The organism is Thermaurantiacus tibetensis (assembly GCF_015354055.1).
GTDB classification, from domain to species: Bacteria; Pseudomonadota; Alphaproteobacteria; order Sphingomonadales; family Sphingomonadaceae; genus Thermaurantiacus; species Thermaurantiacus tibetensis.
Genome location: NZ_JACHTM010000001.1, coordinates 45,829 through 68,157 on the forward strand (window position 1 = coordinate 45,829; position 22,329 = coordinate 68,157).

The 22,329-nt window shown below is 73.2% G+C and carries 20 protein-coding genes, 2 pseudogenes and 1 riboswitch; of the genes and pseudogenes, 11 read left to right on the plus strand and 11 right to left on the minus strand.

The genetic code is table 11. From position 1 onward, the window contains the following. Nucleotides 1–52: 52 nt before the first annotated feature. Nucleotides 53–1,063, plus strand: a complete 1,011-nt coding sequence (locus H3H34_RS00245; protein WP_194743270.1) for an adenosine kinase — start codon at nucleotides 53–55, stop codon at nucleotides 1,061–1,063. Between the two features lie 4 nt (nucleotides 1,064–1,067). On the opposite strand, the gene H3H34_RS00250 is transcribed toward H3H34_RS00245, so the two are convergent. From H3H34_RS00250 to H3H34_RS00290, 9 genes are all read right to left on the minus strand, one after another. After that, nucleotides 1,068–2,342, minus strand: a complete 1,275-nt coding sequence (locus tag H3H34_RS00250) for a DEAD/DEAH box helicase (RefSeq protein ID WP_194743271.1) — start codon at nucleotides 2,340–2,342, stop codon at nucleotides 1,068–1,070. Between the two features lie 148 nt (nucleotides 2,343–2,490). Further along, nucleotides 2,491–3,951, minus strand: a complete 1,461-nt coding sequence (locus H3H34_RS00255) for an amino acid permease (RefSeq protein WP_194743272.1) — start codon at nucleotides 3,949–3,951, stop codon at nucleotides 2,491–2,493. A gap of 64 nt (nucleotides 3,952–4,015) precedes the next feature. Next, on the minus strand, nucleotides 4,016–4,420 hold the full coding sequence (locus H3H34_RS00260; RefSeq protein ID WP_194743273.1) for a histidine triad nucleotide-binding protein: 405 nt from the start codon (nucleotides 4,418–4,420) through the stop codon (nucleotides 4,016–4,018). Beyond that, entirely contained in the window at nucleotides 4,417–4,752 is a 336-nt protein-coding gene (hisE, locus tag H3H34_RS00265) for a phosphoribosyl-ATP diphosphatase (RefSeq protein WP_194743274.1), read from the minus strand. Before hisE ends, H3H34_RS00260 begins: the two co-directional genes overlap by 4 nt. A gap of 10 nt (nucleotides 4,753–4,762) precedes the next feature. Beyond that, on the minus strand, nucleotides 4,763–5,524 hold the full coding sequence (gene hisF / locus H3H34_RS00270) for an imidazole glycerol phosphate synthase subunit HisF (RefSeq protein ID WP_194743275.1): 762 nt from the start codon (nucleotides 5,522–5,524) through the stop codon (nucleotides 4,763–4,765). Between the two features lie 7 nt (nucleotides 5,525–5,531). Next, nucleotides 5,532–6,248 (minus strand): 1-(5-phosphoribosyl)-5-[(5-phosphoribosylamino)methylideneamino]imidazole-4-carboxamide isomerase, encoded by a 717-nt coding sequence (gene hisA / locus H3H34_RS00275; protein WP_235945219.1) that lies wholly within the window; start codon nucleotides 6,246–6,248, stop codon nucleotides 5,532–5,534. Beyond that, the gene (gene hisH / locus H3H34_RS00280) at nucleotides 6,248–6,859 is read right to left on the minus strand and encodes an imidazole glycerol phosphate synthase subunit HisH (RefSeq protein WP_194743277.1); all 612 of its coding nucleotides are present in this window, start codon (nucleotides 6,857–6,859) and stop codon (nucleotides 6,248–6,250) included. The genes hisA and hisH overlap by 1 nt, the downstream gene beginning before the upstream one ends. An 8-nt stretch (nucleotides 6,860–6,867) precedes the next feature. Further along, nucleotides 6,868–7,509, minus strand: a complete 642-nt coding sequence (hisB, locus tag H3H34_RS00285; RefSeq protein WP_194743278.1) for an imidazoleglycerol-phosphate dehydratase HisB — start codon at nucleotides 7,507–7,509, stop codon at nucleotides 6,868–6,870. Nucleotides 7,510–7,582: 73 nt separating this feature from the next. Beyond that, nucleotides 7,583–8,947: a DNA recombination protein RmuC gene (locus H3H34_RS00290; RefSeq protein WP_194743279.1), complete on the minus strand. Its 1,365-nt coding sequence runs from the start codon at nucleotides 8,945–8,947 to the stop codon at nucleotides 7,583–7,585. A gap of 83 nt (nucleotides 8,948–9,030) precedes the next feature. Between H3H34_RS00290 and H3H34_RS00295 the strand changes: the two genes are divergently transcribed. The 5 genes from H3H34_RS00295 to H3H34_RS00315 are packed head-to-tail and all read left to right on the plus strand — an operon-like array spanning nucleotide 9,031 to nucleotide 13,983. After that, nucleotides 9,031–9,945, plus strand: coding sequence for an SMP-30/gluconolactonase/LRE family protein (locus H3H34_RS00295; protein WP_194743280.1), 915 nt, complete (start codon nucleotides 9,031–9,033; stop codon nucleotides 9,943–9,945). After that, nucleotides 9,938–10,861, plus strand: a complete 924-nt coding sequence (locus H3H34_RS00300) for a tyrosine-type recombinase/integrase (RefSeq protein ID WP_328830807.1) — start codon at nucleotides 9,938–9,940, stop codon at nucleotides 10,859–10,861. The genes H3H34_RS00295 and H3H34_RS00300 overlap by 8 nt, the downstream gene beginning before the upstream one ends. Before the next feature lie 54 nt (nucleotides 10,862–10,915). Next, complete coding sequence (locus H3H34_RS00305; RefSeq protein WP_194743282.1) at nucleotides 10,916–12,046, plus strand: type III polyketide synthase; 1,131 nt, start codon at nucleotides 10,916–10,918, stop codon at nucleotides 12,044–12,046. Next, entirely contained in the window at nucleotides 12,018–12,800 is a 783-nt protein-coding gene (locus tag H3H34_RS00310) for a methyltransferase domain-containing protein (protein ID WP_328830810.1), read from the plus strand. Before H3H34_RS00305 ends, H3H34_RS00310 begins: the two co-directional genes overlap by 29 nt. 13 nt (nucleotides 12,801–12,813) lie before the next feature. Then, nucleotides 12,814–13,983, plus strand: a complete 1,170-nt coding sequence (locus H3H34_RS00315) for an NAD(P)/FAD-dependent oxidoreductase (RefSeq protein WP_194743283.1) — start codon at nucleotides 12,814–12,816, stop codon at nucleotides 13,981–13,983. Nucleotides 13,984–13,990: 7 nt separating this feature from the next. Here the strand turns inward: H3H34_RS00315 and H3H34_RS00320 are convergent, their stop codons facing one another. Then, on the minus strand, nucleotides 13,991–14,245 hold the full coding sequence (locus H3H34_RS00320; protein WP_194743284.1) for an SWIB/MDM2 domain-containing protein: 255 nt from the start codon (nucleotides 14,243–14,245) through the stop codon (nucleotides 13,991–13,993). 249 nt (nucleotides 14,246–14,494) lie between these two features. Between H3H34_RS00320 and H3H34_RS00325 the strand changes: the two genes are divergently transcribed. The 4 genes and pseudogenes from H3H34_RS00325 to H3H34_RS00335 all read left to right on the plus strand — a co-directional run bounded on the left by H3H34_RS00325 (nucleotide 14,495) and on the right by H3H34_RS00335 (nucleotide 19,410). After that, entirely contained in the window at nucleotides 14,495–15,256 is a 762-nt protein-coding gene (locus H3H34_RS00325) for a response regulator transcription factor (RefSeq protein ID WP_194743285.1), read from the plus strand. A gap of 10 nt (nucleotides 15,257–15,266) precedes the next feature. Further along, nucleotides 15,267–15,956 (plus strand): annotated as a pseudogene (locus H3H34_RS14065) (FecR family protein); the annotation flags it as partial. A gap of 951 nt (nucleotides 15,957–16,907) precedes the next feature. Next, nucleotides 16,908–17,027 (plus strand): annotated as a pseudogene (locus H3H34_RS14070) (PEPxxWA-CTERM sorting domain-containing protein); the annotation flags it as partial. A gap of 91 nt (nucleotides 17,028–17,118) precedes the next feature. Beyond that, nucleotides 17,119–19,410, plus strand: coding sequence for a CHASE2 domain-containing protein (locus H3H34_RS00335; protein ID WP_194743286.1), 2,292 nt, complete (start codon nucleotides 17,119–17,121; stop codon nucleotides 19,408–19,410). A gap of 54 nt (nucleotides 19,411–19,464) precedes the next feature. Here the strand turns inward: H3H34_RS00335 and H3H34_RS00340 are convergent, their stop codons facing one another. Beyond that, nucleotides 19,465–21,057 carry an AMP-binding protein gene (locus H3H34_RS00340; RefSeq protein WP_194743287.1) on the minus strand — a complete coding sequence of 531 codons (1,593 nt, stop codon included), beginning with the start codon at nucleotides 21,055–21,057 and terminating at the stop codon, nucleotides 19,465–19,467. A 105-nt stretch (nucleotides 21,058–21,162) separates the two neighbouring features. Here H3H34_RS00340 and H3H34_RS00345 point away from each other — a divergent pair, with 105 nt between their 5' ends. Continuing rightward, the gene (locus H3H34_RS00345) at nucleotides 21,163–22,134 is read left to right on the plus strand and encodes a zinc-binding dehydrogenase (RefSeq protein WP_194743288.1); all 972 of its coding nucleotides are present in this window, start codon (nucleotides 21,163–21,165) and stop codon (nucleotides 22,132–22,134) included. 93 nt (nucleotides 22,135–22,227) lie between these two features. Next, a riboswitch (glycine riboswitch) is annotated at nucleotides 22,228–22,323 on the plus strand. Nucleotides 22,324–22,329 lie beyond the last annotated feature (6 nt).

The window sequence follows — 22,329 nt, forward strand, 5'->3', positions numbered from 1 at the left end:
AGCCCGGAGCCCCGATGCTAGCGCCGCAGCTCCGGTCGGATGAGGGGATGAGATGCAGGAGTTCGACGTTCTCGCCGTCGGCAACGCCATCGTCGACGTGATCGCGCAGGCCGACGAGGCCTTCCTCGCGGCCGAGGGGATCGCCAAGGGCTCGATGCGGCTCATCCCGGCCGAGGAAGCGCGGGCTCTCTACGCCAAGATGGGGCCGGGCCGCGAGATCTCGGGCGGGTCGGCAGCCAACAGCTGCGCCGGGATCGCCGCGCTCGGGGGGCGCGCCGCTTTCATCGGCCGCGTCTCCGACGACCAGCTGGGTGCCGTCTTCGCCCACGACATCCGCGCCGCCGGAGTCGACTATCGCACGCCGCCCGCGGTCGGCGGCCCGCCCACCGGCCAGTGCCTCATCCTGGTCACGGCCGACGGCCAGCGCACCATGAACACCTATCTCGGCAGCTGCCAGGAAGTGGACGCCGATGACGTGGACGCGGAGCGGGTGCGGGCCGCGCGCGTCACCTACCTCGAAGGCTATCTCTGGGACCCGCCAGCCCCCATCCGCGCCTGCACCCGGGCGATGGAGATTGCGAAGGCGGCGGGCCGGACGGTCGCCTTGACGCTCTCCGACGTGTTCTGCGTGGAAGGCCATCGGGAGGACTTCCTGCAGCTGATGGCCGGGCCCGTCGATCTCGTCTTCGCCAACGAGAACGAGGCAAAGGCCCTGTTCCGGACCGACGACGCGGATGTTGCCATCGCCGAGATGGGGAAGGCCGCGCGGCTCGCCGTCGTGACCCGGAGCGAGAAGGGGGCGGTGGTGGTGCAGGGGGCTGAGCGGCACGCCGTGCCGGCGCAGAAGGTCGCGCGCGTGCTCGATACCACCGGTGCCGGCGACCTGTTCGCTGCCGGCTTCCTCGTCGGCTACACCCGCGGGCGGCCGCTGGCCGAATGCGCGGTGATGGGCACGATCGCGGCCGCCGAGATCATCGAGCACTATGGCGCCCGGCCCGAATCCGATCTGCGGGCGCGCGTCGCTGCCGTCCTCGGCGCCGACGCGCTCGCGCCTGGAGGCTGACGGGTCAGGCCGCGCGCGTCCGGGGGTTCCGGCGCCGTTGCCCGGGGCGGGAGGGGCGTGAGGCCTCGCCGCTGGCCGCTCTTGCGGGTGCCGGGAGGGAAGGGCGCGGGTTGGGCGAAGGCTTCGGCAGGCGGGCGGCCGTCGCCACGAAGTCCGGCGGCAGCGGCGCGCGCGGAAGCTCCTGCCGGATGAGCCGCTCGATGTCCCTGAGAAACGCGCGCTCCTCGGGTGCGCAGAAGCTCAAGGCCTCCCCGGCCCGGCCGGCCCGCGCCGTGCGGCCGATCCGGTGGACATATTGTTCGGGCACGTTCGGCAGCTCGAAGTTGATGACGTGCGAGACGCCCTCGACATCGATTCCACGGGCGGCGATGTCGGTGGCGACCAGGGCCTGGAGTGCGCCGTCGCGGAAGGCAGCCAGCGCGCGCTCGCGCTGCGGCTGGGACTTGTTGCCATGGATGGCAGCCGCGCGGACGCCGGCGGCCGCGAGGTGGCGCACCACCCGGTCCGCGCCGTGCTTCGTGCGGGTGAAGACCAGCGTGCGCGCATAGGCCGGGTCGCGGAGCATGAGGGTCAGCAGCGCCTGCTTCTCGGCCTGGTTCACGAGAATGATCCGCTGGGTGACCCGCTCGGCGGTGGTCGCGGCCGGGGTCACGGCCACTTCCACGGGGTCCTGGAGGAAGCGCTCGGCGAGTTCGCGGATGGCCGGCGGCATGGTTGCCGAGAAGAAGAGCGACTGGCGCCGGCGCGGCAGGAGGCCGTGGAGCTTCTTCAGCGCATGGATGAAGCCGAGATCGAGCATCTGGTCGGCTTCGTCGAGCACGAGCAGCTCCACATGGTCGAGGAGGAGGGCGCCGCGGTCGACGAGGTCGAGGAGGCGGCCGGGGGTCGCGACCAGGATGTCGAGGCCGGCCTCCGTCATCCGGATCTGGCGGGCGATGGGGACGCCCCCGAACACGGTCTCGGTTCGGAGCCTGAGGGCGCTCCCCAGGGCGCGGAAGCTTTCGGCAATCTGGCTCGCGAGCTCGCGGGTGGGGGAGAGCACGAGCACCCGGGTCGAGAGCCTGCGCCGGTGCGCCGGGTGGCGGGCCAGCCGGTCAAGGATGGGAAGCGCGAAGGCCGCCGTCTTGCCGGTGCCGGTCCTGGCGATGCCGATGAGGTCGCGGCCGGCGAGCGCCGGCGGAATGGCCGCCTTCTGGATGGGGGTGGGGTGGACGTAGCCCGCCTGCCGCAGGGCAGGGCGGAGGGGCTCGGCGAGGCCGAGCAAGTCGAAGCTGGTCAAGGGAAACCTTCAAGCAGCGGCGCCGCGCATGATGGCGGCAGCCGGGGGAGGGGGGCCTGCAGCGCGCCTTCAGGGCGCGGCCGCGATCACGCGCCCGGAGCCACGCCTATAGGGTGCGCTGCAGCAGAAGGCAACTGCGGCCGCCTGGTCAGCCGGTGCGTGTCCGCAGTACGGTCGCCATGTGGCTTCGGTTCCGGCCATAGGCATAATAGACGAGGAGCCCGAATGCCGCCCAGCCGAGGAACATGAGCTCGGTTGCGCCGGAGAGCTGGAAGAAGAGGAAGACGCAGCCCGCCGCGGCAAGCGGGGCGATGACCCACACCGCAGGGGTGCGGAAGTGGCGCGTGCGTTCCGGCTGGGTGCGGCGCAGGATCATCACGCCCACGGCAACGGTGAAGAAGGCGAACAGCGTGCCCGAGTTCGAGATGTCGGCAAGCTGGCCGACGGGGAACAGCGCGGCAAACAGGGCGACGAACACGCCCGTCGTCAGCGTGACCACGTGCGGCGTGCCGTAGCGGGGATGGAGCCGCGCGAAGACGGGCGGCAGCAGGCCGTCGCGGCTCATCACGAAGAAGATGCGGGTCTGGCCGAACATCATCATCAGGATGACCGACGGCAGTGCAAGCCCGGCGGCGATGGCCACGAGATCGCCGGCCCAGCCATGGCCCACCTCGCGAAGCACGAAGGCCAGCGCTTCGCGCGACTGCGCCAGCGCGCCCCCCGGCTGCGCCCCGACCGAGCCGGTCGCAGCCGCTGCCACCCCCAGGTAGATGAGGGTGCAGATGGCGAGCGAGCCGATGAGGCCGATCGGCAGGTTGCGCTGGGGGTTGACCGTTTCCTCGGCGGCCGTCGAGACGGCGTCGAACCCGACATAGGCGAAGAAGATCGAAGCCGCAGCGGCTGCGACGCCCACCGTGACGAGGTTCCCGGAAATGGGGTCGATGACGGTGCGGGCGAAGAATCCGTTGGGCATGAAGGGCTCGAAATTCTCCGCCTGGATGGCCGGCGCGGCGAGCACGATAAAGAGACCCAGTGCGGAGAGCTTGACGGCGACCAGCACCGCATTGAAGCGCGCGCTCTCGCGCGTGCCGAGCACCAGAAGCCAGGTGATGAGGAGCGCGATTCCCATGGCCGGCAGGTTGACGAGGCCCGGGTTGCGGTCGAACGGGCCGGCGACAAGCGCATGGGGCAGCTCCACCCCGAGCACCTCGCGCACCAGGCCGACCATGTAGCCTGACCAGCCGACCGAGACGGCGGACGCAGCCACGGCATATTCGAGCACCAGGGCCCAGCCGACCACCCAGGCGACCAGCTCGCCCATGGTCGCGTAGGAGTAGGTGTAGGCCGAGCCCGAGACGGGCACCATGGCCGCCATCTCGGCGTAGCAGAGCGCCGCCACTGCGCAGACGAAGGCGGCGATGACGAAGCTGATCATCATCGCCGGCCCGGCCCTGGTCGCGGCTTCCGCCGTCAGCACGAAGATGCCGGTACCGATGATGGCGCCGATGCCCAGCATCGTCAGCTGGAAGGCGCCGAGCGTGCGGGTCAGCGCCTTCTGCTCGGCGGTTTCGAGGATGAGGTCGAGCGGCTTGACGCGCCAGAACAGCATGCGGTCCCTCCCGGAAGCTGGCGCGCCTCAATGCCCTTGAACCCGGATGTCAAGCCGGCCCCGGTCAGGCGCCCGTCTCCCGGCTGCCCGCGCGACGCGCGAGCATCGGCCCCAGCGGCGCGCCGCCGAAGATGTGGACATGGAGGTGCGGCACCTCCTGGTGGCTGTGGGGGCCGGCGTTCGCAAGGATGCGGTAGCCCGTCTCCTCGAGCCCGAGGACCCGCGCCGTCTCGCCGACCGCCCGGAAGAAGCCGGCCACGAGCTCGGCCGGCGCGTTCGCCGTGAAGTCCGCCATCGAGACATAGGGCCCCTTGGGGATGACGAGCACGTGCACCGGCGCCTGCGGGTTGATGTCGTGGAAGGCGAGCGCGTGCGCCGTTTCGTGCACCTTCCGGCACGGCACCTCGCCGCGCAGGATCCGGGCGAAGATGTTGCCCTCGTCGTAGGGCTCAGTTGCCTTCACGCTCATGCCTCTCGCGCCTTCCTCTCGTCGATGCCGGATGTGCCCTCGCGCCGCTCGAGTTCGGCCAGCACCGCCCCAAGCGGCACCCCGCGCCCGCCGAGCAGGAGGAGGAGGTGGAACAGCAGGTCCGCCGCCTCGGCGGCGAGCGCCGCGTCGTCCTCGGCGAGCGCGGCAACCACGGTCTCGACCGCCTCCTCGCCGAGCTTCTGCGCCAGCCGCGCCGGCCCCTTCGCGAGCTGGCGGGCGACGTAGCTCGCCTCGGCAAGTGCGGGCTCGCGGGCCAGCGCATGGCGCCGCGCGGCGATCACGGCCTCGAGCCGGAGGAGGATGTCGCTCATCTCCGTCCCCTCATGGCCTGACGGTCACGCCTGCAGCGCCGAGCGCGGCGCGCGCCTCGGCAATGGTTGCCTCGCCGAAGTGGAAGATGCTCGCCGCGAGCACCGCAGATGCGCCGCCCTTCGTCACGCCCTCGACGAGATGCTGGAGGCTGCCCACGCCGCCGGAGGCCACCACCGGCACGCGCACGGCCGCCGAGACCGCGGCGAGAAGTGCCAGATCATAGCCGTCGCGCGTACCGTCGCGGTCCATGGAGGTGAGGAGGATCTCGCCCGCGCCCGTCGCGGCCATGCGGGCGGCGTGGGCGACGGCGTCGAGACCGGTGCCGCGCCGGCCGCCGTGGGTCACCACTTCCCAGCGCCCGGGGCCAGCCGCGCGCGCGTCGATGGCAACGGTGATGCACTGCTGGCCGAAGGCCTCGGCAAGCTCCGGGACAAGTTCCGGCCGGGCGACCGCCGCCGAGTTGACCGACACCTTGTCCGCCCCGGCGCGGAGCAGCGCCCGCACGTCGTCGGCCGAGCGCACGCCGCCGCCGACGGTCAGCGGCGTGAAGCAGCAGGCGGCCGTCTTCTCGACGATGTCGAGGAGGATGCCGCGCTCCTCGTGGGTGGCAGTGATGTCGAGGAAGACCAGTTCGTCGGCCCCTTGCGCGTCGTAGCGGCGCGCTGCCTCCACCGGGTCCCCGGCGTCGGCGAGGTCCAGGAAGCGGACGCCCTTCACCACCCGGCCGCCCGTCACGTCGAGGCAGGGGATGATGCGGACCGCCAGCGTCATCCCGCCCTCAGGCCGCTGCGTCCAGCGCCTCGGCGAGGGTGAAGCGGCCCTCGTAGAGCGCGCGGCCCACGACTGCGCCGGCAATCCCGGGCTGCGCCCGGAGCGCGGCAAGATCGGCCAGCGAGGCGATGCCGCCGGAGGCGAGGACGGGCAGCGGCACGGCCGCGGCGAGTGCCGCCGTCGCCGCGACGTTCACCCCCGCCATGAGCCCGTCGCGGCCGATGTCGGTGAAGAGGAGCGCGGCAACGCCGGCATCGGCGAAGCGGCGGCCAAGCTCGACCGCCGGCACGGTCGAGACCTCGGCCCAGCCGCGCGTGGCAACCAGGCCGTCGCGCGCGTCGACCGCAACCACGATGGCGCCGGGAAAGCGCCGGGCGGCAAGGCGGACGAGCGCCGGGTCCTCGAGCGCTGCGGTGCCGAGCACCACCCGGGCCGCGCCGGCGGCGAGCCACCCCTCGATGGCCGCCATGCTGCGGATTCCGCCCCCCACCTGCACGCGCGCGCCGGTGGCGGCCAGGATCGCCATGACCGACTCGCGGTTGCGCGCGGACCCGGCGGTTGCGCCGTCGAGGTCGACCACGTGGAGGTTGCCTGCGCCCTGGGCGGCGAAGGCGCGCGCCACCTCCGCCGGGTCCTCGGCATAGACGGTGGCGCGCGCCATGTCGCCTTCGGCAAGCCGCACCACCTGCCCGGCCTTGAGGTCGATCGCGGGCCAGATCTCCATCAGGGCCGCCATGCGAGGAAGCGGGCGAGGAGCGCAAGGCCCCAGGCCTGGCTCTTCTCCGGGTGGAACTGGACTCCGAGGATCGGCCCGCGGGCCACGGCTGCCGTCACCGGGCCGCCGTGGTCGGTGGTGGCGACAAGGTCGGCGGGCTCGGCCGGGTGGAAGGCATAGCCGTGGACGAAATAGGCCCAGCCGGGCGCGACGAGGCCCGGCCGGACCACGGCAACCGCGTTCCAGCCCATGTGCGGCACGCGAAGGCGCGGATCCTGCGGGGCGAGCGGGCGGACCTCGCCCGGGATCCAGCCGAGGCCGGCGTGGGTGCCATGCTCGTGACCGGTGGTGGCAAGCAGCTGCATCCCGACGCAGATGCCGAGGAATGGGCGGCCGCGCTGGAGCACGGCCTCGGCAAGCGCCTCCTCGAGGCCCGCGCGGGCGCGGATCGCGCCGATGCACTGGCCGAAGGCGCCGACGCCAGGGAGCACGATCCGCTCGGCCCGGGCGATCGTCTCCGGCTCTGCCGTCACCACGAGGTCTTCCGCGCCCGCCGCGCGCAGCGCGTTCGCTGCCGAGCGCAGGTTGCCGGCGCCGTAGTCGACAAGGGCGACCGTCATGGCGCCCCTCAGGCAGCGGTGCCGGCGCCGCTGGCGGGCGGGCGCCCGAGCACGCCCTTGGTCGAGGGGATCTGCCCCGCCATGCGCGGGTCGGGCGCGGCGGCATCGCGCAACGCGCGGGCGAGGCCCTTGAACGCGCTTTCGATGATGTGGTGGTTGTTGGTGCCGTAGACGGTCTCGACGTGGAGGGTGAGGCCGCCTTCCTGCGCGAGCGCCTGGAAGAACTCGCGGAAGAGCTCGGTGTCCATGTCGCCGAGGCGCGGCTGGCTGAACGCCACCTTCCAGACGAGGTAGGGCCGGCCCGAGATGTCGATGGCAACCCGGGTCAGGGTCTCGTCCATGGGGATAAGGGCATGGCCGTAGCGGCGGATCCCGGCCCGGTCCCCGAGCGCCCGGGCGATCGCCTGGCCGAGCGCAAGGCCAGTATCCTCCACCGTGTGGTGGGCGTCGATGTGGAGATCGCCCTTCGCCTCGAGGTCGAGATCGAGGAGGGCGTGCTTGGCCAGCTGGTCGAGCATGTGATCGAAGAAGCCGATGCCGGTCGAGATGCGCCGTGCGCCCGTGCCGTCGAGGCCGAGGTTGACAGCAATGCGGGTTTCGCGGGTCTCGCGCACGAGGCTGGCCGAGCGGGGGGGCAGGGTCTCCGGCATGGCGAAGCCGCCTAGGCGCGCCGGGCGCGGCCTTCAACTCCCCTTCCCACCGCGCCGCGCGTCACCCTCCCGCTCACCCGCCCTCGGCCAGCCGCCGGGCCTCCTCGGCCTGCACGAGACGCAGCGTCGTCTCCACCCCGCGGGCCTCGGGCAGCGGCTCGCCCTTGCGGTTGGCGCCGAGCTCGCCGAGCTTCCGCCCCGTCACCAGCACGCGCCCCTCGACCGATCCGACGAAGGCATTCCACGCCCGCGCGGTCTCGTCGAGGTTCCTGCCCACCCGGTTCATGTGCCCGGCCATCACCGTCAGCCGCTCGTAGAGCTCGGCGCCGAGGTCCCCGATGGCGCGGGCTTCCTTGGCCATCTTCTCCTGCCGCCAGACCATGGCCACCACCCGGGCGATGGCGAGCAGGTTGGTGGGCCCGACGAGCAGCACCTTGCGTTCCATGGCCCAGAGGTGGAGGCCGGGGTCCTCCTCGAGCGCGGCGGTCAGGAAGTTCTCGCCCGGCACGAACATGAGGACGAAGTCGGGCGTGTCCTCGAACTGGTCCCAGTAGGCCTTTTCGGAGAGCGTCCTGGCGTGCGCGCGCACGCGCGCGGCGTGGCGGGCGCGCGCCTCGGCCCGCTCGCGGTCGGTCGTTGCCTCCTGGGCTGCGACATGGTCGTCGAGAGCGCACTTCGCATCGACGATGAGCTGGCGGCCGCCGGGCAGGTGGATGATGGCATCCGGCCGGCTGCGCCCGCCCTCCGCCGTCTCGGCGCTGGGCTGGAGGGTGAAGTCGATGCCTTCGGCGAGACCTCCCACCTCGAGCACGCGGCGGAGCTGGGCCTCGCCCCACGCGCCGGCGGTCCGCGCCGAACCCTTGAGCGCGGCGACGATCCGGCCCGCCTCGGCGCGCATGGCCTCCTCGGCCTGGACGAGCGACCGCAGCTGCTCGGAGAGCGAGCCATAGGCCTGCTCGCGCTTCTGCTCGAGCGCCTTCAGGCCCTCTTCGTAGCGGCCGAGCGTCTCGCGGACCGGCTGGACGAGCTCGGCCAGGGCCTGCTTCTGCTCGGCAAGCCCCTTCTCGGCCTCGGCGCGGTGCGCCTTCAGCGTCTCGGCCGCCTGCTGGGCGAACCGCTCCTGCGCGCTCGCAAGCGCAGCGCCCGCCAGCCGCTCGAACTCGCCGCGGAGCTGGGCAAGCTGCTCCGCGTGCGCGCGGTCCCGCTCGGCGGCAGCGGCGTTGCGGGCGGCAAGCTCAGCCTCGAGCTCGGCAAGCCGCGCAAGCGCCGGCTCCGCCCGCAGGAGCCGCTCGCGCAGCCCCTCGGCCTCGGCGGTGCGGCCGGCGAGCGCGCTCCGGGCGCTGGCAAGCGGCCGGCCCCAGGCAAACCAGGCCGCAACCAGCCCGGCCAAAAGGGCAGCAAGGCCGACGAGGAGCAGGAGGGCGGGAGAAGCGTCCATGGCGGAACATTAGGCGAACGGGGTTGCGCCTGTCACGCCCTTTCGTCAGGAACGCGCACGGGAACCGGAACGCGGAGGGAGAAATGGAGTTCAAGCTGGTCGCCGAGGGCCTTGCCTTCCCCGAGGGGCCGGTCTGGCTCGACGACGGCTCGATCCTCGTGACCGAAATTGCCGCCGGCCGGCTCACGCGCGTGACCCGCGACGGCCGCAGGCAGGTGGTCGCCGAGACCGGCGGCGGGCCGAACGGTGCGGCCATCGGCCCCGATGGCGCCGTCTGGGTCACCAACAACGGCGGCTTCCGCTGGGCCAACGTCGACGGCATGCTGATTCCGGGAGGTGCCGCCGACGACTACGAGACGGGCCGGATCGAGCGGGTCGATCTTGCGACCGGCCGGGTCGAGCGGGTCTATGCCGAAGTCGACGGCCACCGGCTGTCGGGGCCGAACGATCTCGTCTTCGCCGCCGACGGCAGCTTCTGGTTCTCCGACCTCGGCAAGGCCTTCGCCCACCACCGCGACCATGGCGGCCTCTACTGGGCAACGCCGGACGGCAAGACCATCCGCTGCGCGCAATATGGCCCGCTCATCAACGGGGTCGGCCTCTCGCCCGACGGGCGCACCGTCTATGGTGCGCTGACCGAGGAGCGGCTGATCCTCGCCTTCGACGTGACCGGGCCGGGCGAGGTGGCGCCGCCCTTCCTTGGCGCGCTGCCGGGCCGGGTGGTGGCGAGCTTCCCGGGCCGGACGCTCCTCGATTCGATGGCCGTGCTCGCCTCGGGGAAGATCGCCCAGGCAACGCTCGTCGAGAACGCCGGCATCGCGACGGTGGACCCGGCGACCGGCGCGGTCGAGATCACGCCGTTCCCCGACCTCCTCACCACCAACATCGCCTTCGGTGGGGCGGACATGCGCGATGCCGCGATCTGCCTCTCGACCTCCGGCCGGCTCGTCGTCGCCCGCTGGCCGGAGCCGGGCCTCCGGCTCGCCTTCGGTGCCTGAGCCGGAGCCGGGCAGCGCGGAGGCGGCTGGCGCCGCGCTACCCGATGCTCGGGCGATCGCGCTCTTCCTCGACTTCCTCGCGGCCGAGAAGGGCGCGGCGGCGAACACCCGGCTTGCCTACGGGCGGGATCTGGCGCTGGCCTCCGCAGCGGTCGGCGGCCGCCTCCTGGCAGCGGGCGAGGCCGAGATGGCGCGGCTCTTCGAGGGCTTCGCCGGGCTCTCGGCGGCGACCGTCGCGCGCCGGCGCTCGGCGCTTCGGCGCTTCTTCGGCTTCCTCCTGAAGGAAGGCATCCGCCGCGACGACCCGATGGCCCGGCTCGACCCGGTGAAGGCCGGCCGGTCGCTGCCGCGGACGCTGGCGCGCCACGAAGTGGAGGCGATGCTCGCCGAGGCCGGGCGCCGCGCGCGCGACGAGCCCGGCCCGCGCGCCGACCGGCTGGTCGCGCTCCTCGAGCTGCTCTACGGCTCGGGCTTGCGGGCAAGCGAGCTCGTGGGCCTGCCGCGCAACGCCATCCGCCCCGGCGAGCCGGTCGCCATCGTCCGCGGCAAGGGCGGGCGCGAGCGGATGATCCCGATCTCGCGGCCGGCGCTTGCGGCGGTTGCCCGCTGGCTTGCCCATGTCCCGAAGGAGAGTCCCTATCTCTTTCCCTCCGGCCGCGGGCATCTCTCGCGGGCGCAGCTCTTCAACCTGGTGCGGGAGCTTGCCGCCGCTGCCGGGGTGCCGCCGGAGCGGGTCTCGCCGCACGTGCTGCGCCACGCTTTTGCCACGCACATGCTCGAGAGCGGCGCCGATCTGAGGACCCTGCAGACCCTGCTCGGCCACGCCGACATCTCGACGACGGAGCGCTACACGCATGTCGCAACGAAGCACCTGGTCGAGACCGTCGCGGCGCGCCACCCGCTGGCGCGCCGTTGAGCCGCGCCCCGGCCGCCTCGACCGCGCCGCGCGGCCGTGCGAGAAGGGCATTGCATGACGCGCGCCGCCGCTTCCGCTCCATCCGTCATCTCGGCCCCGGCCACGGTGGCCCATGTCAACCGCATCGCGACCGCCGTCCCCCCTTATGACGTGCATCGCGCCTTCGAGCGCTTCGTCGAGGACCTGCTCGGCGAGAGCCGCGAGCGCATCCTGTTCAGGAGGCTCGCCGGCCGCTCGGGTATCGAGCACCGTTTCTCGACCGTCGAGCCCGTGTTCGACCCGGCCGGGTTCGTGACCGAAGCGGGCGGCTTCTACTTCCCCAACCGGTTCCCGACGACGGCCGAACGGATGAAGCGCTTCGGCGCGACGGCGCCCGATCTCGCCGCCGAGGTGGTGACGAAGCTCGGAGTCGACCCGCAGGAGGTGACCCATCTCGTCGTGGCCTCCTGCACCGGCTTCATGGCCCCCGGCCTCGACCAGGTGCTCATCGCCCGGACCGGGATGCGGCCCGACGTGGAGCGCACCGTCGTCGGCTTCATGGGCTGCTACGCCGCCGTCAATTCGCTGCGGCTTGCCCACCACATCGTCCGGTCCGATCGGGACGCGCGGGTGGTCGTCGTCAACCTCGAGATGTGCACGCTTCACTTCCAGGACACGCGCAACCTCGAGAGCCTGCTCTCGATGATGCTTTTCGGCGACGGCGCGAGCGCAGCGCTGGTGACCGCCGAGCCGAAGGGGCTTGCGCTCGAGGACTTCCTCTCGATCGCCATCCCCGACAGCGGCGGCCTCATCACCTGGGACATCGGCGACACCGGCTTCGACATCGGTCTTTCGGGCGAGGTGCCGCGGCGGATCCAGGCGGCCATGGCCGAGGAGGAGATCCGCAACGCCCCCGACGGCCTGCTGCGCGGGCGGCGGCCAGAGGACTATGCGCTCTACGCCGTCCACGCCGGCGGCCGCGCGATCCTCGATGCGGTCGAGGCTGGGCTCAAGCTCGCCTCCGACCGGCTGCGTGTCTCGCGTTCGGTGCTGAGGGACTTCGGCAACATGTCGTCGGCCACCATCATGTTCATCCTCGAGCGGCTGATGGCGGCGCCGCGCAGCGCCGACGGCCCCGAGTCCGGCCTGGCCATGGCCTTCGGCCCCGGGCTCGCCTGTGAGTCGTTCCGCTTCCGGCGCCTCTGAAGGGGCGGAGGGCGGGGCCGGGCCGCCGGCGCCGCGCCTTCTCGTCCGCCGCGACCTCTCCCGCCGCTCGGTGGAGCCGGAGTGGATGGACACGCTCGCCATCTCCGACGCCGACTTCGCCGCCTGCCTTGCCGACCTCGATACGGTGAACCGGCTGACGCTGGCCGCGCGCCCGACCCTTGGCTTCCTCGCCCGGCTGACGGCGGGCTGGCCTGCGGGCGCCGAGCTCCGCCTCCTCGACGCCGGCGCCGGCCAGGGCGGGATGCTGCGGGCGATCCACCGCTGGGCGGTGCGGCGGGGGCTGAGCCCGCGCCTCGTCGGCGTCGATCTCAACCCTCAGGCCATCGCCGCTGCGCGCGCCGCGACCCCGCCCGCCATGGGGGTCACGTGGATCACGGCCGACATCTTCGCGGCCGCCCCCGACCCTCGGCCGCATGTCGTGACGAGCGCGCTCTTCGCCCACCATCTCGACGATGCCGGGGTGGTCCGCTTCCTGCGCTGGATGGAGGGCACGGCAAGCCACGGCTGGTTCGTGAACGATCTTCACCGCCACCTGCTTGCTCACCACGGGTTCGCGCTGCTGGCGGCGGCGATGCGCTGGCACCGGTTCGTCCGCCATGACGGGCCGCTGTCGGTGGCCCGGGCGTTCGTTCCCGCCGACTGGCGGCGCCTCCTCGCCGAGGCCGGCATTGCTGGCGCCAAGGTCTCCTGGCACGTCCCGTTCCGGCTGTGCGTCGGCCGGGTGAAGCCGTGACGCAGGGCGGGCCGTGACGGGGGGCCGGCGCCCGCCCGATGCCCTCGTCGCCGGCGGCGGGCTTGCCGGTTCGGCGGTCGCCACCTGGCTTGCCCGGGCGGGCCTCGCCGTCACCGTGCTGGAGCGCGACCTCCACCCCCGCCACCGCATCTGCGGCGAGTTCCTCTCCTGGGAGGCGCAGGCCTGGCTCGCCGATCTCGGGGTGGACCTCGTCGCGCTCGGCGCCGTCCCCATCCGCCACGTGCGGCTGGTGGCCGGCCAGCGCGTGGTTTCGGCCCCCCTCGGCTTCACCGGCCTCTCCCTGAGCCGCCTCCGGCTCGATGCCGCGCTCCTCGACCGTGCGGCAGCGGCGGGCGCGCGGGTCATCCGCGGCTGCCACGTGCGGGCGCTGGAGCCGGACGGAACGCTCGCCACCAGCTTCGGCCCGCTCTCGGCACCCGTCACGCTGGTGGCCACCGGCAAGCACGCGCTGCGCGGTGCCTTCCGCGACCGGTCGGGCACGCTCGACCACCAGCTCGGGTTCAAGACCTACTTCCGGCTGCGCCCGGACATGCGCGAGGCGCTGGCGGATCACGTCGAGCTCATCCTGTTCGAGGGCGGCTATGCCGGGCTGCAGCTCGTCGAGCGGCAGATGGCGAACCTCTGCCTCCTTGTCTCGGCCAACCGCTACCAGGCCGCGGGCGGCCGGTTCGAGTCGCTGCTTGCGAGCCTCCTGGCCGAGACTCCGCACCTCGCACGCCGGCTGGCCGATGCCGTGCCGCTCCTCGACCGGCCGCTCGCCATCGGCCGGGTGCCCTACGGCTACCTCTGGCAGCCGGAGCCGGGCGCGCCGCCGACGCGGCTGCCGGTGGGCGACCAGGCCACCGTCATTCCGAGCTTCACGGGCGACGGCATGGGCCTTGCGCTGCACGGAGCCCGCCTGGCCGCTACCGCCCTGCTCGAGGGGAGCGGCGCGCAGGGCTATGCCGCGCGACTGGCTGCCGACGCAGGGCCAGCGCTGCGCCGTGCCACGCGCCTGCAGCGCCTGGTGGGCGAAGGACCCGCGCGGCAGGCGCGCCTTGCGCTCCTGGCCAGCCTCGTGCCTTCGCTCCTCACGCTTTCGGCGCGGCTCACCCGGCTCCCGCCCCGGGCGCTCGCGGCGGCAGCGGGTCCGCCCGCGAGCGGACCCGGCCGCTTCGCCTGACCGGCCCCTACTTCAGGTGCTGGGCCAGATACTTGTTCATCTCGAACATGGTGCAGCTGTCGCGGCCGAACACCCGCTTCAGCGCCGCATCGGCGTTGATCCGCCGCTTGTCCTTCGAATCCTGGAGGTTGTGCTTCTTGATGTAGTCCCACACCCGCTTCACCGCCTCGCCCCGGGCGATCGCGTCCTTGCCGACGATCGCGGCCAGCTCGGCCGACGGCGTGAGCGGCGTCTGGAGCGCGTTCGGCTTCTTCGTTGCCATCCGATTTCCCCTTTCCCCAAGATCGTGACCCCAACCGCGGAGCCCACCCTCCGCAGGACTGGCGCTGCCATGAGCCGAAACAAATGCGAAACACAATGGGGGGAGACGCGCCATCCGCAGATTTCCGCGCTCGTGCGCGCGTCCGGCCCGCTGCGGCTGGCGTGGGGCCACGGAAAAGATCGTTAACAATCGTCGCCCGGCCATCGTGCTACACACGGCGCCGCACTAAATGCGAGACTGGAGTGAGCCATGCGCTGCGCCGTGGTGGATGACGACCGCGCCCAGGCGGACCTCGTGCGGTCCCTGCTCGAGGGGGCCGGCCACAGCTGTGACGTGCTGCATTCCGGCCGCGCACTAGTGGCGCGCCTGCGGCACGAGACCTACGATCTCGTCGTGCTCGACTGGAGCATGCCAGGGCTCGACGGAGTCGAGGTGCTGCGCCTGATGCGCCAGGGCCCCTTTGCCGCGACCCCCGTGCTGATGCTCACCGCGCGCGCCGATCATTCCGACGTGGTGACGGGGCTCGAGGCCGGCGCCGACGACTACATCGTGAAGCCGCTGGTGCCGGAAGTGTTCCTGGCGCGCGTCGACGCGATCCTGAGGCGGGCAGCGATGCAGAAGCCGGTCGCGCCCGTCGTGCGGTTCGGCACCTACACGTTCGACCGCGCGAACGAGACGGTCAGCTTCGGCGACAGGGTGGTGAAGCTCACCGCCAAGGAGTTCGCGCTTGCGCTGACCTTCTTCGAGAACCTCGCCCGGCCGCTCGCGCGCTCCTGGTTGCTCGAGACCGTCTGGGGCACCGCCGCCGACCTCGAGTCGCGCACGCTCGATGCGCATGTCTCGAAGGTGAGGGCGAAGCTCAACCTTCGCGCCGAATCCGGCTACAGGTTGCTTCCTGTCTACTCCTACGGGTATCGGCTCGAGCGGGCGATGCCGGAGGAAAACGATGGGGAGGCGTCCGCCGCCCGCGCGTCGCCAGAGATGACGGAGGTGCCAGCCGCCCGCCCATGAGGTCGTCGCCATGATCCCCTGGCTTGCGCCTGCCCTGCTGCTCCTGGCGGGGGCATCGGTCGGCCCCCGCGCGGGCGGCCCGGCGCTGCCCGCGCGCGCGCAGGACAGCGGCGACCAGGTGATCTACGAGACGGCCGCCGGCGACACGCTGGCTGGCCTTGCCGAAGCCCACTTCCGGGCGCCGGAGGACTGGCAGCGTGCGCGGGCCCTCAACGCGGCCCTGCTGGGCGGCGTCGGGCCGCGCGCCCCGCTTCCTGCCGGCCTCAGGCTCAGGCTCGATACCGGCTGGCTGCGCCATGCGCCGGCATCCGCCGAGATCGTCGCCTTCCGCGGCGACGTCCGGGTGGAATCCGCCGGTCAAAGCCGTCCGGCGCGGCTTGGCCTTCGCGTTCACGAGGGCGAGGCGATCGCGACCGGGCCGGTCGGGTTCGTGACGCTGCGCCTGCCCGACGGCACCGAGGTTGCCCTCCCCACGGCCACCGCCGTCCGCTTCGACCGGCTGCGCCGTTACAGCCTGAACGGTGCGCTCGACCGGCGGATCCGGATCCTCGAGGGGCGGGTGACCTCGCGCGTGGTCCCGCTGCCCGACCCGACCAGCCGCCACGAGGTGACAACCCCGGTGGGGGTGGCCGCCGTCCGCGGCACGGAGTTCCGCGTGAGCTTCACGCCTCAGGGCCAGCGCGCGACCGCCGGCGTCCTCGAGGGCCGCGTGGGGGTCACCGCCGGCGCAGCGGCGGAACGGATGCTGGGCGCGGGCACGGGCGTTGTCTTTGGCCCCGCTGGCCCCGGCGCGGTGGTGCGGCTGCCGGCTCCGCCGGTCGCGCTCGCCATGCCGGCCGTGCAGGCGGGCCCGGAAGCCCGCTTTGCCGTGCGGCCGCTCCCGGGCCTCGCCTTCCGCGCCGTGATCGCGACCGACCCGGACTTCCGCAACCCCGTGGCCGAGGCGGAGTCGGCCGACGGCCGCTTTGCCCTCGAGGGACTTCCGGCCGGGCGCTACCATCTGATGGTGACGGCGGTGACCCCCGACGGCCTCGAGGGTCTTCCCGCGCGCTTCAGCTTCGATCGCCCGAGGGAGGGCGCGGCCGTTGCCGCGTCCGGCCCGGCAGCTGGCGGAGCCGCCGGCACCGCGGGCGGAGACGGGGGGGCGGAGCCGCCTGCCGGCGCGGCGCGTTCCGGAGATCTCGGCGAAGGGCTCGCTGCCGTCGCCCGCCCGGTCGCGAAGCTCTATGCCGAGACGCTCGGCGGCCGGGAGGTCGAGGAAGGTGACGGGGGCGAGGCGGCGGATGTGACCGCGCTTGCCGATATGGGTTCCACAAGCCCGCCCGCGCGGTGGTCGCTGGGCGCGGGCCGGTGGCCTGCCGCGTGGGGCGTGGAGTTGGGGATTGGCCGGGCCGGTGCTGGCGGAGCCGGTGTCCTTGCAGTGTCGCCCGACGGCTTCGGAGGCATCGTGCCCTGGGGCAGCGGCGCGCGTGACTGGGCCCTGCCCCCCGCTGTCAGGCCGTTCGCGGCAGCCTTTCCTTCGCGCGCTTCCGTTGCGGCGCACCCCATGGCGCTCGGAGAGCTTGCGCCGGCCGTCGCGACCAGCGTGCCACCCGAGGCCGCGCCCGTGGTGACGCTCCAGCCGGCGCCCAGCGCGACGGGTGCGCGGGCAGCCTTGGTGCCCGAGCCGAAGGTGTGGGCGATGCTGCTGGCTGGCTTCGGGCTCGTCGGGCTCGCGCTCCGGCGGGCGCGCGCGCGAGCCGAGGGCGTCCCCGGGGCGCGTGCGGGCTGACGCTCCGCCCCGGAGCGCTCCCGAAGCCGGGTCGGAGGGCCAGGCGGCCGTCGAAGGGCGGGCTGTGCGCAGGCCGGGGGGCTTTTCCGGCATGCGGCGCGGCCTTCTGGGCGAATGGCTTGCGCTGCTGATGGTTGCGGTGGGAGTGCTCGCGCTCGCCACCTGGACGGAGCCGCTCAGCCGGCTCGACAACCTCCTCTATGACGCTGCCGTGCGGCTCAGTCCGAGGCGCCCGTCGGCGGACATCCAGATCGTCGCGATCGACGACCGCAGTCTTCGGGCGCTCGGGGAATGGCCGTGGCCGCGCCGGCGGCATGCCGAGCTCATCGACCGGCTCCGCGCGGCGGGCGCCGCCGTCATCGGCTACGACGTGCTGTTCCTCGAGCCCGCGCCCGACCCCGAGGACGACCGGCTGCTGGCGGCGGCGCTTGTTCGCGCGGGCAACGTGGTGCTCCCCTACCAGATCGAGGTGCCGGGCGCGGACGGTCGGGCATCGGATGTGCGGCTGCCCATCCCGCCGCTCGCTGCCGCAGCGGCCGCCGTCGGCCACGCGAGCCTGCGCCCCGACCGCGACGGCGTGCTGCGCGCCATCGAGCGTCTCGCGCGCCCGGACGGCGCGCCCGTGCCCCACTTCCTCGATTCGGTCCGCGCGCTCGCCGACGGCACCGCCAGAACCCTTGCGCCCCCGCCCCCCTCCGGCACCCGCCTGTTCGGGAGCCGGGAGGCGCGGATCCGATTTGCCCCCTTGCCTGGGGGCTTCCGCCACGCCGCCTTCGTCGACGTGCTCGAGGGGCGGACGCCGGATGCGTTCCTCAAGGGCCGGATCGTGCTCGTAGGGGCGACCGGGGCGGGCCTCGGCGACCGGTTCGCCACGCCGGTCTCGGGCAAGGCGGAGACCATGGCGGGTGTGGAGCTCCTCGCCAACGCGCTCGACGGCCAGCGCGCGGGCGACGTGATCCGCGAGGCGCCCTATCCCGCCCGCCTCGCCTTCGGCCTTGTCCCCGTGCTCGTGCTGATGGCCGGTCTCCTGCTCTTGAAGCCGCGGCCGAACCTCTGGATCGGCGCGCTCATGGCCGTGCTGTTGCTCGCAGCGTCGGCGGCTCTGGTGGCAGCCGGCTGGTGGGTGCCGCCTGCCAACGCGCTCGTCGCGCTCGTACTCCTCTTCCCGCTGTGGGGCTGGCGGCGGCTCGACTTCGCCAACCGCTACATGGCCGCCGAGCTCGAGACCCTCGCCGGCGAGGGCGGCTTCCTCCGCGCCGAGCGGGAAGTGCCAGTGGGAGACCCGGTCGCCCGCCAGGTGGCGCTCATGCACGGGGCCATCGAGGACGTGCGCAACCTCAAGCGGTTCATCGCCGAATCGCTCGACAGCCTGCCCGACGCCGCGCTGGTGACCGATCTCGAGGGCACCGTCCTCATCGCCAACGAGGCCGCGCGCGCACTTCTTGCGCCCCATGTGGGCGGCAGCCCCGAGGGGCGCCCGGTTGCGGCCGTGCTCGGTGCGCTCGCGCCTGCCATCCGCGGCGGCGAACCCGAGGTCATCGACCTTGCCGCCCGGGTGGGCCGCGGCCTCCTGCCGCCGCTCGAGCCGCGCGAGTGGCAGCTTCTCGACGGCCGCGTGCTCGACGTGCGGCTCGCCTTCTTCTCGGATGACCAGCGCCGGCCGCTCGGCTGGATCCTGCGGCTGGCCGACATCACCCGGCTGCGCGAGACGGAGCGCCAGCGCGAGGAGGCGCTGCGCCTCCTTACCCACGACATGCGCTCCCCCCAGGCCTCGATCCTGGCGCTGCTCGGCACCGAGGGCCGCGACATCCCGCCCGGGCTTGCCGAGCGGCTGGCCCGCTACGCCCGGCAGACGCTCGAGCTCGCCGACCAGTATGTCCAGTTCGCGCGCGCCGAAACGGCAGCGCCGGCGCTCTCGCCCATGGACCTTGCCGACGCGCTGGTCGATGCGGTGGACGACCTCTGGCCCCAGGCCCGCGCGCGCGGCCTTCGGGTCGAGACGCACCTGCCCGAGACCGAGGCGCTGGTCCTCGGCGACCGGGCGCTCCTCACCCGGGCGATCCACAACCTCGTCGGCAATGCCCTGAAATATGGCGCCGGGGGCGGCCGGGTGGATGCCGCGGTCGAGGTGGCAGACGGCCGGGTCCGGCTGTCGGTCAGCGACCGCGGGCCGGGCGTGCCCGAAGCGGAGCTGGAGACGCTCTGGGAGCCGTTCCGCCGCCTCGCCCCGGCCGAGGGGCAGCCGGCCGAGTCGGGCGCAGGGCTTGGCCTCTCGTTCGTGAAGCGAGTGGTCGAGCGCCACGGCGGCCGGGTGTTCGCCCGCTCGGCACCCGGCAAGGGCGCCACCTTCGGCTTCGAGCTGCCTCACCTCGGCGAGGCGTAACGGCGGTCCCGGGCTGGCAGGCGGGACAGGGCCGCTGGCAGGAGCGCCCCCGGGTCAGGCGGCGGCGGCGATCCCGGCTTCGGCAGCGAGCTCGCGGGCGCGCGCATAATCTGGCTTTCCGTTGGGCGCCCGCGGCACCTTCTGAACGACAACCACCCGCTTGGGCGCCTTGTAGTGGGCGTGGCCGGCCTTGACGTGGGCGATGAGCTCGGCCTCGGTCACGGGCGCGCGGGTCTCGACCACCGCCGTCACCGCCTGGCCCCACTTCTCGTCGGGCACGCCGAAGACGAGCGCGTCTTCCACGGCCGGGTGGGTCTTGAGCGCTTCCTCCACTTCCTCGGGGAAGACCTTCTCGCCGCCGGTGTTGATGCACTGCGAGCCGCGGCCGAGGAGCACGATCGAGCCGTCGGCCTCGAGCGTCGCGAAGTCCCCGGGGATGGTGTAGCGGCGGCCGTCGATCTCGACGAAGGTCTTCGCGCTCTTCTCCGGGTCCTTCCAGTAGCCGAGCGGCACGAGCCCGGTGCGGGCGATCCGGCCGATCTTCCCCGAGCCGGGTTCGATCGGGCGCATGTCCTCGCCGAGCACGATGGTGTTGGGGTCGTGCTGGAAGCGGGTGGGTGCGTCGGGCGCTGCCGCGGTCGAGACCGACGTGCCGTAGCCGAGGCCCTCCGACGAGCCATAGGCATCGACGCAGGTGAGCTCGGGGGCGTGGCGGATGAGCCCGGCCTTCACCTCCGGGGACCACATGGTGCCCGACGAGATCATGTTCCGAAGGCCGCCAAGCGTGCCTTTCCCCGCCTCGAGCGCGCGCAGGATCGGCCGGGCGAAGGCATCGCCGACGATGACGGCAAGATCCGGATTGTAGAGAGCGCACAGCCGGAGCGCATCCTCCGCATCGAAGCTGCGGGTCGCCTGGGTGATGACCGTGCCGCCCAGCGCCAGCGCATAGATGGCCATGAGGAGGCCGGTGCCGTGCATGAGCGGCGGCAGCACCAGCGCCTTGCGGCGGGTCGGGTTGGCCAGAACCGCCTCGATGTGCGCTTCCAGCGTCTTCGGGGGTTCGGCGAAGAAGTTGGGGGCGCCGCCGCCGAGCAGGGTGAAGATCGCGCCCTGCTCCCACATCACCCCTTTCGGCATGCCGGTGGTGCCGCCGGTGTAGATGAAGAAGAGGTCGCCATAGCGGTGGTCGGCGCCGATGGGCTCGGCCGGGCCGGCGCAGGCGGCGTCGAAGGCAGACGCCCAGGGGCGGGTCTCGCCGCCCACCTGCAGCCACAGCTTGACCAGGGGCAGCGCGTGGCGGATCTCCTCCATCGCGTCCGCGAACTCGGCGTCGAACACCACGACATGGGCATCCGAGTTGTCGAGGATGTAGTGGAGCTCGGCCGGCGCGTAGCGGTAGTTCACGTTCACGTGCACCATCCGCGCCTTGAACGCGGCCGCCGTCGTGAGGAGATAGGCGGGCGAGTTGCGCATGAGGTGCGCGACCTTGCTGTCGGGCCCGGCGCCGGCGGCCATGAAGGCGCGGGCGAGCGCGTTCGTCATGCGGTCGAAGCTGGCCCAGTCGACGACGGTGTCGCCGTGGATCAGCGCCGGCGCCTCTCCCAGCCGGCTTCCCAGCGCATCATAGACCTGGCCGAACGTCCACATGCCTCGCCTCCCGCATCTCTTGCACGCGCGTTATCTGGCGAGGGTGGAAGCCCGTCGCCAGCCCCTGCTATTCGCGAGGGTGGCGGGAGAGAAAGGGGTGGCGGGATGCGCGCGTGGGTGGTCGACGAGCTGGCCGGCATCGGTGCGCTCAGGCTTGCCGAAGTGGCAGAGGCGCCACCGCCGGGGCCGGCCGAGGCGACGGTCGAGATGGTCGCGGTCGGCCTCAACTACCCCGATCTCCTCATGCTTTCGGGCGGCTACCAGCATCGCCCGCCGCTCCCGTTCACGCCGGGCATGGAGGGCGTGGGGCGCGTGGTGGCGGTGGGGGAGGGGGTGGCGGCCGATCTTCTTGGCGCGCGTGTGCTGGTCGGCGCGCGCACCGGGCTCCTCGCCGAGCGGGTCACCGTGCCGCTGGCGCAGCTCCGCCCGGCGCCCGAGACGCTCTGCGACCGCGAGGCCGCCGGCTTCACCACCGGCGCGCTCACCGCCCATGTGGCGCTCGTGGCGCGCGGCGGCCTTGCACCCGGCGAGCGGCTGCTGGTGCTGGGCGCCGGCGGCGGCATGGGGCTTGCCGCGGTGGCGATGGGCGCGGCGCTCGGCGCCCGGGTGGTCGCGGCGGCCTCGACTCCGGAGAAGCTTGCGGCCGCGCGGGCAGCGGGCGCGCACGAGACCCTCCTCGTCGACCGTGCAGCGCCGGATCTCTCGTCCGTGAAGGGGCAGGTGGACGTGGTGTTCGACCCGGTGGGCGGCCCGTTCGTCATGCCGGCCCTCGCAGCGCTCGCCTGGGGCGGACGCTACCTCGTGGTCGGGTTCGTCGCCGGCCCTCCGGTTGCCATCCCGCTCAACCGGGTGCTGATCAAGGGCGCATCCGTCCTCGGCGTGCGCGCCGGCGAGGCCGGCCGGCAGGATCCCGAGGCCGGCCGGCGTCACCTCCGCGCCATCGACGCGCTGGCTGAGGCCGGGCGGTTCCGCCCCCACGTCGGTCTTGAGGTGCCGTTCGCCGCGGCGCCGCAGGCCTTCGCGGCAATGGCGGCGGGCCGGCTCGTGGGCAAGGCCGTCATCTCCTGCGACGGCTGACCGCCCCCTTCCGTCCCGCCTTCACCATGCCCCCGATTGACCGCTGGCGCGCCCTCGGGCAGGGGCGACTCGTCGGTCGCGGGGTGTCCCGCGAGCGGACGCGCGGGAGAGAGCGGGGCGCCGGCGGGGGGCCCCGCCGCCGAAGGAGCAACCGCCCCCGGAATCTCTCAGGCAGAAGGACCGCGCGCCCGCCAT